Origin of the sequence: Herbaspirillum sp. VT-16-41, assembly GCF_001994935.1 — a bacterium.
In the GTDB taxonomy this organism is placed as follows: Bacteria; Pseudomonadota; Gammaproteobacteria; order Burkholderiales; family Burkholderiaceae_D; genus Herbaspirillum; species Herbaspirillum frisingense.
The window spans coordinates 13,239-30,084 of sequence record NZ_MUXB01000114.1 but is presented as its reverse complement, the minus strand read 5'-3'; the positions used below and the strand labels follow the sequence as shown (position 1 = coordinate 30,084).

Annotated in this window: 19 protein-coding genes; 1 reads left to right on the top strand and 18 read right to left on the bottom strand. The window is 60.9% G+C overall.

The window, feature by feature from the left end:
• Positions 1 to 39 precede the first annotated feature (39 nt).
• The 16 genes from era to plsX form a co-directional block, all read right to left on the bottom strand.
• On the bottom strand, positions 40 to 969 hold the full coding sequence (era, locus tag BTM36_RS15370) for a GTPase Era (RefSeq protein ID WP_039875381.1): 930 nt from the start codon (positions 967 to 969) through the stop codon (positions 40 to 42).
• Positions 966 to 1,940: a ribonuclease III gene (gene rnc, locus BTM36_RS15365; RefSeq protein WP_077236984.1), complete on the bottom strand. Its 975-nt coding sequence runs from the start codon at positions 1,938 to 1,940 to the stop codon at positions 966 to 968. The genes era and rnc overlap by 4 nt, the downstream gene beginning before the upstream one ends.
• Positions 1,941 to 2,143: 203 nt before the next feature.
• On the bottom strand, positions 2,144 to 3,058 hold the full coding sequence (gene lepB, locus BTM36_RS15360) for a signal peptidase I (protein WP_006463496.1): 915 nt from the start codon (positions 3,056 to 3,058) through the stop codon (positions 2,144 to 2,146).
• 1 nt (position 3,059) lies between these two features.
• Entirely contained in the window at positions 3,060 to 4,853 is a 1,794-nt protein-coding gene (lepA, locus tag BTM36_RS15355) for a translation elongation factor 4 (RefSeq protein ID WP_077236983.1), read from the bottom strand.
• Between the two features lie 248 nt (positions 4,854 to 5,101).
• A complete protein-coding gene (locus BTM36_RS15350; protein ID WP_077236982.1) occupies positions 5,102 to 5,410 on the bottom strand; it encodes a glutaredoxin family protein in 309 nt (102 codons plus the stop codon).
• A gap of 112 nt (positions 5,411 to 5,522) precedes the next feature.
• Positions 5,523 to 7,001 (bottom strand): DegQ family serine endoprotease, encoded by a 1,479-nt coding sequence (locus BTM36_RS15345; RefSeq protein ID WP_077236981.1) that lies wholly within the window; start codon positions 6,999 to 7,001, stop codon positions 5,523 to 5,525.
• 16 nt (positions 7,002 to 7,017) lie between these two features.
• Positions 7,018 to 8,052 (bottom strand): MucB/RseB C-terminal domain-containing protein, encoded by a 1,035-nt coding sequence (locus BTM36_RS15340; RefSeq protein ID WP_039875386.1) that lies wholly within the window; start codon positions 8,050 to 8,052, stop codon positions 7,018 to 7,020.
• Between the two features lies 1 nt (position 8,053).
• Positions 8,054 to 8,758 carry a sigma-E factor negative regulatory protein gene (locus BTM36_RS15335; RefSeq protein ID WP_039875388.1) on the bottom strand — a complete coding sequence of 235 codons (705 nt, stop codon included), beginning with the start codon at positions 8,756 to 8,758 and terminating at the stop codon, positions 8,054 to 8,056.
• A 76-nt stretch (positions 8,759 to 8,834) separates the two neighbouring features.
• Positions 8,835 to 9,437 carry an RNA polymerase sigma factor RpoE gene (gene rpoE, locus BTM36_RS15330; RefSeq protein WP_006463502.1) on the bottom strand — a complete coding sequence of 201 codons (603 nt, stop codon included), beginning with the start codon at positions 9,435 to 9,437 and terminating at the stop codon, positions 8,835 to 8,837.
• A gap of 91 nt (positions 9,438 to 9,528) precedes the next feature.
• The gene (locus BTM36_RS15325) at positions 9,529 to 10,026 is read right to left on the bottom strand and encodes a protein YgfX (RefSeq protein ID WP_039875390.1); all 498 of its coding nucleotides are present in this window, start codon (positions 10,024 to 10,026) and stop codon (positions 9,529 to 9,531) included.
• A gap of 69 nt (positions 10,027 to 10,095) precedes the next feature.
• Positions 10,096 to 11,337 (bottom strand): beta-ketoacyl-ACP synthase II, encoded by a 1,242-nt coding sequence (gene fabF, locus BTM36_RS15320; protein WP_006463504.1) that lies wholly within the window; start codon positions 11,335 to 11,337, stop codon positions 10,096 to 10,098.
• A gap of 33 nt (positions 11,338 to 11,370) precedes the next feature.
• A complete protein-coding gene (gene acpP, locus BTM36_RS15315; protein ID WP_006463505.1) occupies positions 11,371 to 11,610 on the bottom strand; it encodes an acyl carrier protein in 240 nt (79 codons plus the stop codon).
• Between the two features lie 163 nt (positions 11,611 to 11,773).
• Positions 11,774 to 12,529, bottom strand: a complete 756-nt coding sequence (gene fabG, locus BTM36_RS15310; protein ID WP_077236980.1) for a 3-oxoacyl-ACP reductase FabG — start codon at positions 12,527 to 12,529, stop codon at positions 11,774 to 11,776.
• The gene (fabD, locus tag BTM36_RS15305; protein ID WP_077236979.1) at positions 12,526 to 13,458 is read right to left on the bottom strand and encodes an ACP S-malonyltransferase; all 933 of its coding nucleotides are present in this window, start codon (positions 13,456 to 13,458) and stop codon (positions 12,526 to 12,528) included. Before fabD ends, fabG begins: the two co-directional genes overlap by 4 nt.
• A gap of 75 nt (positions 13,459 to 13,533) precedes the next feature.
• Positions 13,534 to 14,520, bottom strand: coding sequence for a beta-ketoacyl-ACP synthase III (locus BTM36_RS15300; protein ID WP_006463508.1), 987 nt, complete (start codon positions 14,518 to 14,520; stop codon positions 13,534 to 13,536).
• Positions 14,521 to 14,537: 17 nt separating this feature from the next.
• A complete protein-coding gene (plsX, locus tag BTM36_RS15295) occupies positions 14,538 to 15,638 on the bottom strand; it encodes a phosphate acyltransferase PlsX (protein WP_006463509.1) in 1,101 nt (366 codons plus the stop codon).
• On the opposite strand from plsX, the gene BTM36_RS28380 reads away from it, so the two are divergent.
• A complete protein-coding gene (locus BTM36_RS28380; RefSeq protein ID WP_217349592.1) occupies positions 15,631 to 15,861 on the top strand; it encodes a hypothetical protein in 231 nt (76 codons plus the stop codon). The genes plsX and BTM36_RS28380 overlap by 8 nt on opposite strands.
• Before the next feature lie 6 nt (positions 15,862 to 15,867).
• On the opposite strand, the gene rpmF is transcribed toward BTM36_RS28380, so the two are convergent.
• Entirely contained in the window at positions 15,868 to 16,050 is a 183-nt protein-coding gene (gene rpmF, locus BTM36_RS15290; RefSeq protein ID WP_006463510.1) for a 50S ribosomal protein L32, read from the bottom strand.
• Between the two features lie 113 nt (positions 16,051 to 16,163).
• The gene (locus BTM36_RS15285; protein ID WP_077236978.1) at positions 16,164 to 16,694 is read right to left on the bottom strand and encodes a DUF177 domain-containing protein; all 531 of its coding nucleotides are present in this window, start codon (positions 16,692 to 16,694) and stop codon (positions 16,164 to 16,166) included.
• Positions 16,695 to 16,846 lie beyond the last annotated feature (152 nt).

Here is a 16,846-nt window from a genome sequence, read left to right as displayed (position 1 = left end):
GGAATTTCGCGCAGCCCGCAGGACGGGCCGCAGCCGGGATCATTCGTAGCCGTAGGCGCGCAGACCGGCTTCGTTGTCGGCCCAGCCCGATTTGACCTTGACCCAGATCTCCAGGTAGACCGGACCGCCGAAGAGGCGCTCCATGTCCAGCCGCGACTGGGTGGAAATTTCCTTCAGGCGCGCGCCCTTCTGACCGATCACCATGGCCTTGTGGGTGTCGCGTTCGACCAGGATGGCGGCGAAGACGCGGCGTAGATTGCCTTCCTGCTCGAACTTCTCGATCAGCACCGTGCTGGTATAGGGCAGTTCTTCGCCGACAAAGCGGAACACCTTTTCACGCACGATTTCAGAGGCCAGGAATTTCTCGCTGCGGTCGGTGATGTCGTCTTCGTCGAACATCGGCGGATTCTGCGGCAGCAGCTTGCGCACCTCCTCCTGCAGACGATCCAGCTGGAAGCGCTGCTTGGCCGAGACCGGCACCACGGCGGCGAAGTCATGATGCGAGGCCACTTCGGCAGCAAAGGGCATGAGGGTGGTCTTGTCCTTGTTGCGGTCGGCCTTGTTCAACACCAGGATGCAGGGCACGTTGGACGGCAGCAGGTCCAGCACCTGCTTGTCGGCCGGGCCGAAGGTGCCCGCCTCGATGACGAACAGGATCACATCGGCTGCCGTCAGGGTATTGGTGACGGTGCGGTTCAGGGTCTTGTTGAGCGCATTGCTGTGACGGGTCTGGAAACCGGGCGTGTCGACGTAGACGTACTGGGTGTTCTCGATGGTCTGGATGCCGGTGATGCGGTGACGCGTGGTCTGGGCCTTGCGCGAGGTGATGCTGACCTTGGCACCGACCAGCACGTTCATCAGGGTCGACTTGCCGACGTTGGGACGACCGACGATGGCGATGTAACCGCAACGGTAATCGTCTGCCGGGGTCTGCGCCGACGCGTCGCCGGCCATGGGGGAATCTGTCATGCTGTTCTGGATTGCGTGGCGGATGAAGCCGCCGAAATGGGTTCTGCCGCGACCGTTTCAGCGCGGTCGCCAGTGTTGTTCTTGCCCTCGTTGCGGGTGGCCGCCGCAGGGCTCTTCGGCTCCTTGGCCGACTTGGCCGGCTTGCTGCCAGGAGCACGCTCGGAGGAGGCCCCCCCCTCCGGACGGTTGCCCTTGCCGCTTTCCTGGTCCGGTGCATCGGGCTGGATGGTGGCGATGCCGGCCAGCTTCAACTGGGTGGTCCGGGTGCGCGGCTTGCGGCCGGCCGAGGGCGTCTTGGCCAGCGCCAGCTGCACCGCCTCCAGCGCCAGCTTGGCAGCGGCCTGTTCACCGGCGCGGCGACTGCCACCGGTGCCGAAGACCTGGATGTCCAGCTTGGGCACCAGGCATTCGATCTCGAATTCCTGGCTGTGGGCGGCACCGTGGGTGGCGATCACGTTGTATTGCGGCAGCGGGATTTTCTTGCCCTGCAGGAATTCCTGCAGCAGCGTCTTGGCATCCTTGCCCAGCGTACGGGGATCGACGTGTTCCAGCACCGGGACGTAGAGCGCACGGATCACCGCGCGTGCCGCCTCGAAACCGGAATCGAGGAAGATGGCGCCGAACAGCGCCTCCAGGGTATCGGCCAGGATCGAGGGGCGGCGGAAACCGCCCGACTTCAGCTCGCCCTCACCCAGGCGCAAGAACTGCGACAGCTCCAGCCGCTGGGCGATCTCGTAAAGGGACTGCTGCTTGACCAGATTGGCGCGCAGACGGGAAAGGTCGCCTTCGTCGATCTTGTCGTAGCGCTCGAACAGCAGGGATGCCACCACGCAGTTCAGTACCGAATCGCCGAGGAATTCCAGCCGCTCGTTATGCAAGGCGCTATGGCTACGATGGGTCAAGGCCTGCTGCAGGAGCGACGCGTCCTTGAAAGTGTGGCCTAGCCGTTGTTGCAAGAGTTGAGGATCCATTTTTTCATCCGTCATTCAGTCTGCCGCCCCGTTCGCGCAGCGGCGCGAGGATCGGGGATTACCAGCCTGACCAGTCAGCGGGATCGGTGCAAAGCAAAGCTCAATACTGCTCCGGGTCTGCCTCCACAACGCAAAATTGCCAAATGGAAACTACGGAAAACTGCGAAACCTTCGAAAGCTGCTCGATCAGAACGTGGCGCGCCTTAGTGGAAGCTGCCGATCCGCTTGATATCGCCCAGGTTCATCCAGACAAAGAAGGCCTTGCCGACGATGTTCTGGTCCGGCACGAAGCCCCAGTAACGACTGTCGAGGCTGTTGTCCCGGTTGTCGCCCATCATGAAGTACTCGCCCGGCGGCACCGTGCAGGCAAAACCTTCAGCGTTGTAGGTGCACAGCTCATGATGCGGGAAGGCATCCGGGTTGGGCACGAAGTTGGGAGCACGCTCATCAGTGAGGATCTTGTGTTCCACGCCGGTCAGGTTTTCCTGCCATTGCTTATAGTACGTCAGATTTTCCTCGTCCAGATAATCCGGCAGCGCTTTATAAGAAATTTGTTCACCATTTACGGTTAAGCGCTTGTTTTTATAGACAATTTTATCACCAGGAACGCCAACCACGCGCTTGATGTAGTCCACCGACATGTCCTTCGGATACTTGAAGACCATGACGTCGCCGCGCTGAGGCTGGTTCACTTCGATGATCTTCTTGTTGATGATGGGCAGGCGGATGCCGTAGGTAAATTTGTTCACCAGGATCAGGTCGCCGACCAGCAAGGTGGGCACCATGGAGCTGGAAGGAATCTTGAACGGCTCGTAGAGGAAGGAGCGCAGGCAGAACACCAGGGCGATCACCGGGAAGAAGCTGCCCGAGTATTCGATCCAGGCCGGCTGCTTCATCAGGCTGGCCTGCAGGTCGGCGCGGCCGGTGGCCACGGCGCCGTCACGCTTGATGCCCTGGGCCTCGTCACGCGCCACGCGGGCATCGAACTCGGCCAGGGCGGCATCGGCACGGGCGCGGCGCTGCTTGGACAGGAAGAAGGTATCGGCGAACCAGATCACGCCGGTCACCAGCATCAGGACGAACAGAATGAGTGCGAAGTTGCCCAACAAAGCCTGCATGTTATTTATCTTCCACTTGTAAGATTGCCAGGAATGCTTCCTGCGGGATTTCGACCGAGCCCACCTGCTTCATGCGCTTCTTGCCGGCCTTCTGCTTTTCCAGCAGCTTGCGCTTGCGCGAGATGTCGCCGCCGTAGCACTTGGCCAGCACGTTCTTGCGCATGGCCTTGACGTTCTCGCGCGAGATGATGGTGGCGCCGATGGCGGCCTGGATGGCGACGTCAAACATCTGGCGCGGAATCAGTTCGCGCATCTTGGCCGCCACCTGGCGACCACGGATCTGGGCGGCGGCGCGGTGCACGATGATGGCCAGTGCATCGACCTTCTCACTGTTGATCAGCATGTCCACCTTGACCACGTCGGCGGCACGGTATTCCTTGAACTCGTAGTCCATCGAGGCATAGCCGCGCGAGGTCGACTTCAGGCGATCAAAGAAGTCCAGCACGATCTCGGCCATCGGCATTTCATAGGTCAGCTGCACCTGCTTGCCGTGGTAGCTCATGTTCATCTGGATGCCGCGTTTCTGCGTGCACAGGGTGATGACGGAGCCCACGTATTCCTGCGGCATGTACAGGTTGACGGTGACGATGGGTTCGCGGATTTCCTCGATCTTAGACACTTCCGGCATCTTCGACGGGTTGTCTACCATCAGCATGGTGCCGTCCCGCTGCTGGACTTCGTAGACCACCGTGGGCGCAGTGGTGATCAGGTCCATGTCGAATTCGCGCTCCAGACGCTCTTGCACGATTTCCATGTGCAGCAGGCCCAGGAAGCCGCAGCGGAAGCCGAAGCCCAGCGCCTGCGAGACTTCGGGCTCGTACATCAGCGCGGCGTCGTTGAGCTTCAGTTTTTCCAGCGAGTCGCGCAGGGCGTCGTACTGGTTGGCCTCCACCGGGAAGAGGCCCGCGAACACCTGCGGCTGCACTTCCTTGAAGCCTGGCAGCGGCGAAGGCGCCGGCTTGCTGGCCAGGGTGATGGTGTCGCCCACGCGGGCCGATTTCAGTTCCTTGATGCCGGCAATGACGAAGCCTACCTGCCCTGCCGTGAGCGCATCACGCGATTGCGACTTGGGCGTGAACACGCCGATGCTTTCGGTCAGGTACTGGGTCTCGGTGGCCATCAGCAGGATCTTGTCCTTGGGACGCAGGGTGCCGTTGACGATACGCACCAGCATGACCACGCCGACATAGTTGTCGAACCAGGAATCGATGATCAGCGCCTGCAGCGGCGCATCCGGGTCGCCCTTGGGCGCCGGCACCTTGGCGACGATGGCTTCCAGCACCTCTTCCACGCCCAGGCCGGTCTTGGCCGAGCATGGGGTGGCATCAGAGGCATCGATGCCGATCACATCCTCGATCTCGCTCTTGGCGTTGTCGGGGTCGGCCGACGGCAAGTCGATCTTGTTCAGTACGGGCACCACTTCCACGCCCAGGTCCAGGGCGGTGTAGCAATTGGCCACGGTCTGCGCTTCCACGCCTTGCGAGGCATCAACCACCAGCAGTGCACCTTCGCAAGCCGACAGCGAACGCGAAACTTCATAGCTGAAGTCGACGTGACCCGGGGTATCGATGAGGTTCAGATTGTAGATCTGACCATCCTTGGCCTTGTAGGACAGGGCTGCGGTCTGGGCCTTGATGGTGATGCCGCGCTCGCGCTCGATATCCATCGAATCCAGCACCTGCGCTTCCATCTCGCGGTTGGAGAGCCCCCCGCACAACTGGATGATGCGGTCGGCGAGCGTAGACTTGCCGTGATCGATGTGGGCGATGATCGAGAAATTACGGATATTGTTCATTAACAGACTGGAAACGATGAAAAAAGGCGCTCCGAAGCGGGCAGTGCCCAGCCGAGCGCCTTTGCAACAGCTTATTCGACCCGGCATTTTACCGGATTTCAGAGTGACAAGCCCGACTTTCAGGTGCCGGGCTGCGCTCGCGGAGGCGAAAAAACCTCAGGAAAGCGCGCCACACGGCGCTGCCGAGCATGACCGACAGGCAACTTTTACTTGCGTGGAAATGAATCGACGGGCTCCCTCACACAGCTTTACCTGGCGGCAAGAAAATCCTGCAAGCGCAGCGGATCAAGATGGTAATGACACAACTGCAACCACTGCCCATCCCTCGCCTGCCCCATCAGGACCGGCACCAGCTCGTCATAGCGCGCCACCAGAGCCGGATCAGCATCCACATCGATCATTTCGATCTGCGCCGGCTGCGCACCCAGCGCGGCGCGCAAGGCGTCACGCAAGTCATCACACAGGTGACAATAACTGCGCGAATAGATGATGAACTGCAATTCTGCGGGCTGGGCTGGCTGACCTTCACTAGGGGATGCAGGGGACGTATGGGACATGTGACAGAAGGGCGATCAATCCCGGGCGATGGATGGAAAAAGGCTGCGACTCCCGGGAATCGCAGCCTTGAGGATCAATGCCCGCAGGCATTGCTTAGCGGAGCGGACTTCCTCAGTTGCCGCCGTTCGGGCGCAGCGGCACGAATTGCGAGGAGTCGCCACGGCGTACCAGTACCGCAGCGCGCTTCTTGGCATCCAGCTTGGCGACCAACTGCCCGAATTGCTTGGCATCCTTGACATCGACTTCGTTCAGGCGCTGGATCACGTCGCCCGGGCGGATGCCGGCGGCTGCGGCGGCACCGCTGACGGCCTCCACCAGCACGCCGTTATCGACCTTCAATTCCTTCTTCTGGGCGTCAGACAGGTCGCTCACCACCAGGCCCAGGGCATTGGGGGTGTTATCCGGCTTGGCTTTCTTTTCCTCGGCCTGCTTGGGCTTGTCGGCTTCCAGCTCGACCACGGTCACCGTCAGGTCACGCGCACTGCCCTTGCGCCAGATGTTGACGGTCGCCTTGGCCCCCGGCTTGGTGGCACCCACCATGCGCGGCAGATCGCTGGGGCGCTCGATGGCAGCGCCGTTGTATTTCAGGATGATGTCGCCTGCTTCCAGGCCAGCCTTCTCGGCCGGGCCGCCGGCCTCCACACGCTGCACCAGGGCACCCTGGGCGCGCGCCAGGCCCAGCGACTCGGCCACGTCCTTGGTCACTTCGCCGATCTGCACGCCGATACGGCCACGGGTCACGCGGCCGCTGGCCTTCAACTGGTCGGCCACGCGCAGCGCCTCATCGATGGGCACCGCGAAGGAAATCCCCATGAAGCCGCCAGAACGGCTGTAGATCTGCGAGTTGATGCCGACCACTTCGCCCCTGAGATTGATCAGTGGGCCACCGGAGTTGCCCGGATTGACGGCAACATCGGTCTGGATCAGCGGCAGGTAGTCGCCGGTATCACGCGCCTTGGCCGAGACGATGCCGGCAGTGACCGTGTTTTCCAGCCCGAACGGCGAGCCGATGGCCAGCACCCACTCGCCGACGCGGATCTTGTCGGAGTCACCCATGTTCAGGCGCGGCAGGTTGCTGCCGTCGATCTTGAGCACAGCCACATCGGTGCGGGTATCGGAGCCGACGATCTTGGCCTTGAATTCACGCTTGTCGGTCAAGGTCACATAGACCTCGCTGGCACCTTCCACCACATGGGCATTGGTCAGGATGAAGCCGTCGGCGGAGATGATGAAGCCGGAACCAACGCCACGCGGTACCTCCTCCTGCTGCCCCTGCCCACCCTGTTTGCCATTGCCACGAGGCGTTCCGGGCTGCTGCTGGCGTGGGACGGGGATACCGAAGAAACGCCGGAAGAATTCCTGCATTTCCGGATCATCCATCCCGCCCTGCCCCTGGGCATTCTGACGTACGCGCTCGGTAGTCCGGATATTGACCACACCGGGGCCGGTGCGCTCGACGATGTCGGCAAAATCGGGCAGCGCGGCCACACTTGGCGACGCCACGGGCGGCGCAGCCAGCACGCCCGGAGCGGCGGCCACAACGGAGGCGGCCAGCAAGGCGCTGGCAAAGGTCTTCTTCAACGGAGTCATTGCAACAGTCTCTCTTCTATTTGGATGTCAGTTCAATGGAATCGGCGACTTGCCGGATCGCGGCGGCGGGCACCTCGCCAACCACGGTCAACCAGTAGTCTCCCTGGCGACGACCGAGGATATTCAGGGCCCCTTGCTGGATCGTACCTTCTTCCCCGCCCTGGCTACCGGGCTCGATGAACACCGAGATGGCGGCCAGACCGTCAGAAAACACGATCTGCGACACTTCACGTCCGGCTGGCTGGTTCTGGGCAGGCACCGGTCCGTCCGGCGTCACACCGGGGATCATGCGTCTTACCTGCTGGATCTTACGAAATCCCGACGGTGGCGTAATCCGCCATGCGGAAAGATCGACCGGGCTCATGGCAGTCTTTTCCACCTGCCAGCCGCGCGTATCCCTGTAGGTGGGGTTGACGCGGCTGCGATCAATCCCGCCGATCTCTATTTGTGTGAAGGCGATCTGCTCGATCACCTCCCCCTTCGCTCCCAGCGTCTGGGCGCGTAACAACAGGCCCGTGGCCTTGTCGCCGCAGAACCGGTAACCGTAACGCAGCTTGTCCAGTGGCTCCAGCACCACGGCATCACACACCCGTCCGGCCACGCGCTCGGGGGCGCCAGCCTTGAATCGATAGTGGACAGCCAGTTCATCGGGGCGGGCATCCAGGATCGCCGGGAACACATCCCGGCTCACACGTTTTTCCATGCGCATGATGCGTACGTCAGGCAGATAGCCGACGACATCATCATTGTTGCGAATGAATTCGCTGGGCTTGCCATCGAGCAGCTCCAGCTTTTCGTGCTCGGTCTTGCCGGCGACCACGTGCGTGACACGCGAACTGCGGATCAAAGAGCCCTGCTGATAGACGAAACTACCCGAATAATTCAATCGCTGCGCGGCAGATTGCATTTTTTGCAACTGCGTCGGCAATGGGGAAGGAGTGGAAGCTTCACTGGCAGGAGATGCTGAAACGCCATCCGCCGCATGAGCGGATGGCGAGAACAACATGGGCAGGAAGCAGAGTACGCCGTACAGACGCCCCGTTTGACGCATCTTATTTATCGGCGTCAGAGGAGAAGGCAGCAGAACGGGCGTATTGCGCCGAACTATAGGAAGGCGAGAAACGCTGGTGGGCAGACAGGTACTGGTCGATACGCGGGTCGCGCTTGACTTCACCCTGCTGGGCCAGCGAACTGAACTGGTTCACGTTTTGCGGATTGCCGCTGGTATCGGCCACCGTGGCAATCGCCGACGGTACCGAAGGGGCAGCCAAGGGAGCCGAAGCCACCTGAGCGACCGGAGCCGCCATTCTGGCATCGGCATTGACTACCGCCTGCTGCGGCATGGCCACGAACACTGCGGCCACGGCAGCTGCAGCCGCTGCCGCGCTGGGCATCAACAGACGCACCAGACGGCTGGGACGAGCCGCGCGATGATCACCATTGGCAGCAGTCTTGACTGCAGCTGGCTGAACCTCAGCAGCGGCAGGCACTGCCGCGGTCACTGCGGCAGCCTGCGGCGCCACGATGGCCGGCTCGGCGTCCAGCAATGCCGCCATGCGGGCCGAGAAGCCGGCGCTCAGGGAGACATCCATCTCTTCCGAACGCAGCACCTCGCCGATGCGGTGGTAATCTTCCCACGCGTCCTGGGCGTTCTCGGAAGAACGCAAGGCCGCGAAGGCAAGGGTCATTTCGTCAGAGCTCAACTCGCCATCGGCAAGGGCTGAGATCTGTTCTCTGGTCGTTACTTTGGTATCCATAAGCAGTCACCCGGCAAAAATCTTAGTTCCATACCCGCTTTATTATTTTCTTTCTTACAACAGGCTTGTGGCCTCATTACCAGCGCTTGTCCGCCGCCGTATCCAGCAAGGGACGCAACTTCTCGGCAATTGCTTCCCGGGCGCGGAAAATGCGACTGCGCACGGTGCCGATCGGACAATTCATCGCATCTGCAATCTCGTCGTAGCTCAACCCCTCGATCTCGCGCAACGTGATGGCAGTACGTAATTCTTCCGGCAATGCCTCCATCGCCACGTTGACCGTTTGAGCAATTTGCTTGGTGGCCAACATCGACTCTGGAGTGTTGATGTCCCTCAGATGGTCCGCATCGTCAAAAGTTTCAGCTTCTTCTGCATCGGCTTCTGTCGAAGTTGGCGCCCGACGGCCCATGGTGACCAAATAGTTCTTGGCAGTGTTGATACCGATGCGGTACAGCCAGGTATAGAAGGCCGAATCGCCGCGAAATTGCGGCAATGCCCGATATGCCTTGATGAAGGCTTCCTGTACCACGTCTTCAGCTTCGGCCTGGTCGCGCACCAGGCGCGAGACCAGCCGCATGAGCTTGCGTTGATACTTGACTACCAATAGCTCGAACGCCTTCTTGTCGCCGCGCTGGACGCGCTCAACAAGCTGCTGATCTATTTCGCGTTCTGTCGTCAAACCGGGTTCCTTGTTTTTTATGGCCGTGTTGTTTTATCGTCATTGCCCGTGGCAGATGCTTCCAGCCCGGCAATTTTCAAGTCTGCCGACCTTATTTTTCGAGCATCTTCGCTTTGGCCGTATTGTGACTGATCAGCCAGCGACATGCCACGGAAAGTGAACGGAAGGTATCTTCAGAAACCGAATCCGGAAGAATTGGAATGGTACGGGTCTTGCCGTTTTCCAGGCGCAGGCGCAGAAACAGCATGCCTGGCCAGATGGTGCTGCCGGCCAGCAATTGGGCCAGCCCGGCCTTCATGACCTGCGGCTTGGCGCGCGCCGACTGCACCAGGTGCTCCACCACGCGGATCTGCCCGGTACCGGAAATATGCAGCCAGATGACCTTGCGATCACGCAACACCATGGCCAGGGCGACTGCGGCTGCCAGGATGCAGCCTCCAGCGAGGCCCAATCGCGCCGGCAACGACAGCGCGCCCGGCATCAGCAACGACATCAGTATGCCGGCCAGCGCCACGCACAGGCAGGCAAAGCCAGTGACCAGCAGGAGTAGCCGGGACGGTTTGATATCCGCAGAAACTGCTATAGACATGAGATGCTCGGGAGCGATGGCGCCGTTAAAACGACAAACCCGGCTTCCTGGGAAGCCGGGTCTTGCATTTTACATCTTGCCGATGACCAGGGTACCGTTGGTACCACCGAACCCGAAGGAGTTCTTGACGGCAATATCGATCTTCATGTCCCGCGCCTGGTTGGCGCAGTAATCCAGATCGCACTCCGGATCCTGATTGAAGATATTCATGGTCGGCGGCGACACCTGATTGTGCACGGCCAGTACGGTCAGCACGGTCTCCAGACCGCCAGCGCCTCCCAGCAGGTGACCGGTCATGGATTTGGTCGAATTGACAACCATCTTGTAAGCATGGTCGCCGAATGCGGCCTTGATCGCGTCCGATTCGTTCTTGTCGCCCAAGGGGGTCGACGTACCGTGCGCGTTCAGGTACTGCACCTCATCGCCATTGACGCCTGCATCGCGCAGTGCATTGAGCACGCAGCGACGCGGACCGTCGAGGTTGGGGGCAGTCATGTGGTAAGCGTCGCCGCTCATGCCGAAGCCGAGCAGTTCCGCATAGATCTTGGCGCCACGGGCCTTGGCGTGTTCGTACTCTTCGAGCACCATCACGCCGGCACCCTCGCCCAGCACGAAGCCGTCGCGATCCTTGTCCCACGGACGGGACGCGGTCGCGGGATCATCGTTGCGGGTCGACAGCGCGCGCGCCGAAGCGAAACCACCGATGCCCAGCGGCGAGACACTGGATTCAGCGCCACCAGCAACCATCACATCCGCATCACCGTACATGATCATGCGCGCGGCGGAGCCGATGCAGTGCAGACCGGTGGTGCAGGCGGTGACAATCGCCAGGTTAGGGCCCTTCAGACCAAACTTGATGGACAAGTTGCCGGAGATCATGTTGATGATCGAGGCCGGGATGAAGAAGGGACTGATGCGGCGCGGACCACGGTTGGTCAGTTCGGCGTGGGTATCTTCGATCAGCGGCAAGCCGCCGATGCCCGAACCGATCATGACGCCGATGCGCTCGGCATTCTCGTCGGTCACCGTCAAGCCACTGTCCTGGATGGCCTGGATACCGGCGGCCATGCCATAGTGGATGAAGGTGTCCATATGACGCGCTTCCTTGGCGGGGATGTAATCCTCGATATTGAAGCCCTTGACTTCACCGGCGAAGTGCGTGGTGAAGGGGGTAGCGTCGAATTTGGTGACGGTAGCGATGCCGGACTTGCCTTCCTTGATGGCACTCCACGTATCGGCGACGTTGTTGCCGACAGGCGAGATGCATCCCAGGCCGGTAATGACTACACGACGTTCACGAGTGCGGCTCAAGCAATTCTCCTGAAACTTTGACCAAAGCCCTTATCAGGCCTTGACTTGCGACTTGGCGTAGTCGATCGCCTGTTGCACGGTGGTGATCTTTTCGGCTTGCTCGTCGGGGATTTCCATTTCGAACTCATCTTCCAGTGCCATGACCAGCTCGACGGTGTCCAGCGAGTCGGCGCCCAGGTCGTCCACGAACGACGATTCGTTCTTGATGTCGGCTTCGGCGACGCCCAGTTGCTCAGCGACGATCTTCTTCACGCGTTGTTCGATATCGGACATAGTGTTCCTCCAGAGGGATGATAGGTTACAAAAGTGCGCGCATTTTAGCAGGTTTGCGCGGGGAAAATTTACTTTTAACTATTCCTGGCAAGATTGCGCCAAGTGCAGCTTAACTTCAAACAAAAGTCGGCAAAAGGACTTGAATCAAGCCCTCAGGACTTACTCAACCCATGTACATGCCACCGTTCACATTGAGGGTGGTACCGGTGATGTAGGCGGCTTGCGGCGAGGCCAGGAAGGCCACCGCATAGGCGATCTCCTCGGCCGCACCCAGGCGACCCAGTGGAATCTGCTGCAAGATGGCGGCGGACTGCTGCTCGTTCAAGGCCTTGGTCATGTCGGTATCGATGAAACCGGGCGCCACGCAATTGACGGTGATGTTGCGGCTGCCGATCTCGCGCGCCAGCGCGCGGCTCATGCCGGCCACGCCGGCCTTGGCGGCGGCGTAGTTCATCTGGCCGGGATTGCCGGCCTCGCCCACCACCGAAGTGATATTGATGATGCGGCCAGTGCGGGCCTTCATCATGCCGCGCAGTACCGCGCGAGAGAGACGGCCCACGGCCGTGAGGTTGGTGGCGATGACGCTGTCCCACTCCTCGTCCTTCATGCGCATGGCCAGTTGATCCTGGGTGATACCGGCATTGTTGACCAGGATGGACAGCGAACCGAATTCCTTCTGCACCTGCTCCACCACGGCCACGCTGGCCTCGGCATCGTTGACGTTCAACACCACGCCGCGACCGGCTTCCGGCCCCAGCGCCGCGAGGTATTCACTGATGGCGGCCGCACCGGCCTCGGAGGTGGCGGTACCGACCACCTTGGCACCCTGGCGCGCCAGTTCAGTGGCGATGGCACGACCGATACCGCGCGATGCGCCGGTCACCAGGGCGACCTGGCCCTGCAGATTCTGTGCACTCATTTCAGCAACTCCAATACTTTGTTCAGGGATTCCTGGTCGACGATGGCCTCACCCACCAGTTCGCCATTGATACGCTTGGTCAGGCCGGTCAGCACCTTGCCGGGACCACATTCGATCAGGTGGGTCACGCCACCGGCGGCCATCTTCTGCACGGTCTCAACCCAGCGCACAGGCGCTGCAGCCTGGCGCACCAGCGCATCCTTGATGGCAGCCGGATCGCTGACCACGGCCACATCGACGTTATTGATCAGCGCAATCTGCGGTGCGGCAAATGCCACGTTGGCCAGATAGGCTTGCAGGCGATCCGAAGCCGGCTTGAGCAGCGACGAGTGGAACGGCGCCGACACCGGCAGCGGCAACGCACGCTTGGCACCCTTGGCCTTGGCGATGTCGCAGGCGCGGCCGACCGCAGCCTTGTGACCGGCGATCACCACTTGCGCCGGCGCATTGAAGTTGACCGCCTCGACCACTTCACCTTGCGCGGCTTCGGCACAGGCGGCGCGCACGTCGTCGTCCGACAGACCGAGAATGGCGGCCATACCACCCTGCCCGACCGGCACGGCTTCCTGCATGGCCTGGGCGCGGAAGCGCACCAGCGGCACGGCATCCTTGAACTGGATCACACCGGCGGCGACCAGTGCCGAGTATTCACCCAGGCTGTGGCCGGCAACCAGCGACGGCACCTTGCCACCGGCGGCCAGCCAGGCGCGATAGAACGCCACGGCAGCCGTCAGCATGACGGGCTGGGTATTGGTGGTCAGGTCCAGGTCTTCCTTGGGGCCTTCGGCAATGAGCTTGCCCAGGTCGAACTGCAGCGCGTCGGAGGCTTCGGAGACGGTCTGGCGAACGATCTCGTTGTCGGCAAAACCGTTGAGCATCCCGATCGCCTGAGAACCCTGGCCCGGGAAAACAAAAGCAAATGTTGTCATGCTTGGATGTGATTGAGTTTGGATAAAAATGCGGGGCCGGCGCCAGAGAATCCGGCGCCACGCTCCCTGCCCTGCTTACATGCGCGCCAGCACGGCGCCCCAGGTGAAGCCGCCGCCCACGCCTTCCATCATGACGGTATGACCTGGCCGGATACGACCATCGCGCACCGCCTGGTCCAGCGCCAGCGGGATCGAGGCAGCCGAGGTGTTGCCGTGTTCGGCAACGGTGACCACCATCTTTTCCAGTGGCAGCCCCATCTTCTTGGCCGTCCCCTGCATGATGCGGATATTGGCCTGGTGCGGCACCAGCCAGTCCACGTCGCTGGACTGCATGTTGGCTGCTTCCAGCGCTTCACGCGCCACCTTGTCCAGCACCGAGACGGCCAGCTTGAACACGGCCGGACCATCCATGTACAGATAGGCGGAACCGGCCACTGCACCATTGTTCACACTGCCCGGCACACAGAGGATGTGGCCGTGGCTGCCGTCGGCGTGCAGCTTGGTCGCCAGCACGCCCGGCTCCTTCGAAGCACTCATGACGATGGCGCCGGCGCCATCACCGAAGAGCACGCAGGTGGTGCGATCCTTGAAGTCCAGGATGCGCGAGAAGACTTCCGCGCCGATCACCAGCACATTCTTGTGGGCGCCCGACTTGATGAAGCTGTCAGCCACCGACATGGCATAGACGAAGCCGCTGCACACTGCCTGCACGTCCATGGCCGGCGCGCCGTTGGTGATGCCCAGCTTGCGCTGGACCACACAGGCGGTGCTGGGGAAGCCCCCCAGGTGATCCGGGGTGGACGTCGCCAGGATGATCAGGTCGATGTCGTTGGGCTGCATGTTGGCCGCCTCCAGCGCACGCTGCGCCGCGGCCAGGGCCAGGTCGCTGGAGAGCTGGGTCGGCTCGGCGTAGTGACGCGCGGAGATACCGCTGCGCGTGACGATCCATTCATCCGAGGTCTCGATACCCTGCTCTGCCAGTTGTGCAGCCAGTTCGTGATTGGTCACGCGCTTGGTTGGCAGGTAGCTGCCGGTGCCGACGATTTTGCTGTAAGTGGTCATGCCGTCTTCTTGCTCTGTTAATTCGGTTGATCCAGCGAGACCGGTGCCGCAGGCTCCATCGCCACGACAGCCGTCTCGGCCGCGCGCCCCTGTCCCTGGGGCATCAGCTCCGCCATGGTGGCGGCAATACGGGCGAGCACATCATACTTGGCCGCATCATACGCGCGGCGGATGGCCCATTCGAACGCATACACATCGGCGCCGCCATGGCTCTTGAACACCAGGCCCTTCAGGCCCAGCAGGCTGGCGCCATTGTAACGGGAAGGATTGAGCCGGCGCGACAGCGCCTTGATGGCGCCGTAGGCGATCAGGGCGCCCAGCTTGTTGATGAAGCCCTTCTTGAATTCACTGGTGAGCACGCTCTTGACGAAGCGCCCCAGCCCCTCGGAGGCCTTCAGGGTGACGTTGCCGACGAAACCGTCGCACACCACCAGGTCGGTCGTGCCTTCGAAGATATCGTTGCCTTCCACGTTGCCGTAGAAGTTGAGGATACCCTTCTCGTGGTCGGCACGCAGCAGCCCGGCGGTCGCCTTGACCAGCTCGTTGCCCTTCATGTCTTCCTCACCCACGTTCAAGAGGCCCACGGTCGGTTTGGGCTTGCCCTCCATGACCGCCACCAGGGCCGAACCCATCAGTGCAAATTGGTGTAAATGCTGAGGCTCGCAGTCGACATTGGCGCCGAGGTCGAGCATGTAGGTAGGGCCGTCCTTCTGGTTCGGCAGGATGGTGCAGATGGCCGGGCGGTCCACGCCCGGCAGGGTCTTGAGCACATAGCGCGACACTGCCATCAGGGCACCGGTGTTGCCGGCCGACACGGCCGCCTGGACCACGCCATCCTTGACCAGGTTCACGGCCACGCGCATGGAGGAATCCTTCTTGCGGCGCAGTGCGACCTCGATCGGGTCTTCCATGGTCACCACCTCGGTGGCGTTCTGGATCTGCACACGCGGCTCGCCGGCCAGCCGGTATTTCTTCAGCAGCGGCAGCAGCACGCTTTCCTGCCCTACCAGGATCAGCTCGGCATCGGATTCACGCTTCAGGAAGGAGGCAGCGGCCGGGAGAGTGACTGACGGGCCATGATCGCCACCCATGCAGTCGATTGAAATTTTGATGGTCATCGATTTGATTCAGAGCCTTGCCAGCCCACATTATGAGGCAGATTGGAGACCGTTCAAAATAGCACGCACGTACAGCGCGGAAAGTGAAGGTTCACGCAAGCAGGCAGGCACGTCCGCACACGGATTACACGGATGCTACGGACATAAAAAAGCGGCGCAAAATGAACCTCCTGAATCAGAAGCTCATTGCGCCGCTTTTCTCCAAAAACAGCAAGCTCAATGAATGAGATTACTCGTCGTTCTTGGTCTTCAGCACCTTGCGACCACGGTAGAAACCGTTCGGGCTGATGTGGTGACGCAGGTGGGTTTCACCAGTCGTCGGCTCCACAGCCAGCGGGGGTGCAGTCAGAAAGTCGTGTGCGCGATGCATACCGCGCTTGGACGGGGTCTTTTTGTTCTGTTGAACGGCCATGATTACTCCTAAACCTTACTTAAGATTGAAAATTTTAACACACCGGATTGCGTTTTTCCGCAAACCCACTGTGCCGCTGCCCGGCAACGCCAGACATTCCCCAACAATACTTGTTACTGCTTCAACTTCTTCAGTACCTCAAACGGGGAAGCCCGTTCAGCACCTTTGGCCTCGGCCGCCACACCACCCTCAGGACAGACATCATGCTTGGGTGCCACCGGCAGGGCCAGCAGCGCATCGTCTTCGATCAGGTAGTTCACATCGAAGGCTGCCGATCCGACGATGACATCGATCTCGTCATCATCCAGCAGTTCTTCGATGGTGTCGGCTTGCGCCTCATCTTTTGCCAATACCAGCAGCGACTTCGAATCAATCTCGAAATTCAATGCCGTCAGGCAACGCTGACAGATCAGATTAACTGCACCCGACACTGCCAGACTGAGTTGAGCATGTCCCAGCTTGTCGATGTCGCCGGACAGAGCCCAGCGAATCGTACCGGAACGGTCAACCGTCTCTTGCGCCAGACGACCTAATTCAGCAACCGGAATCTCACCCTGCGCCTGCTGTTTCAGCCTGCAGAATTCGAACGCGTCGATAACAAATGCATTCATAGCCAAAGCAAAATCCGGAAAACCTGCGATCATAACAGAAAATTTCCTTACCAGTCAAAGCCTTAGCACACCATTTGCGGCAGACAGGCGAAAAAATCGCCAGACCTGTCGCGGCAAACCCTCTTTTACGTCGATTTTCCGCCAGAATCCCGGTTTTACTTGCCCACGTCGCCTGTCGACATCAG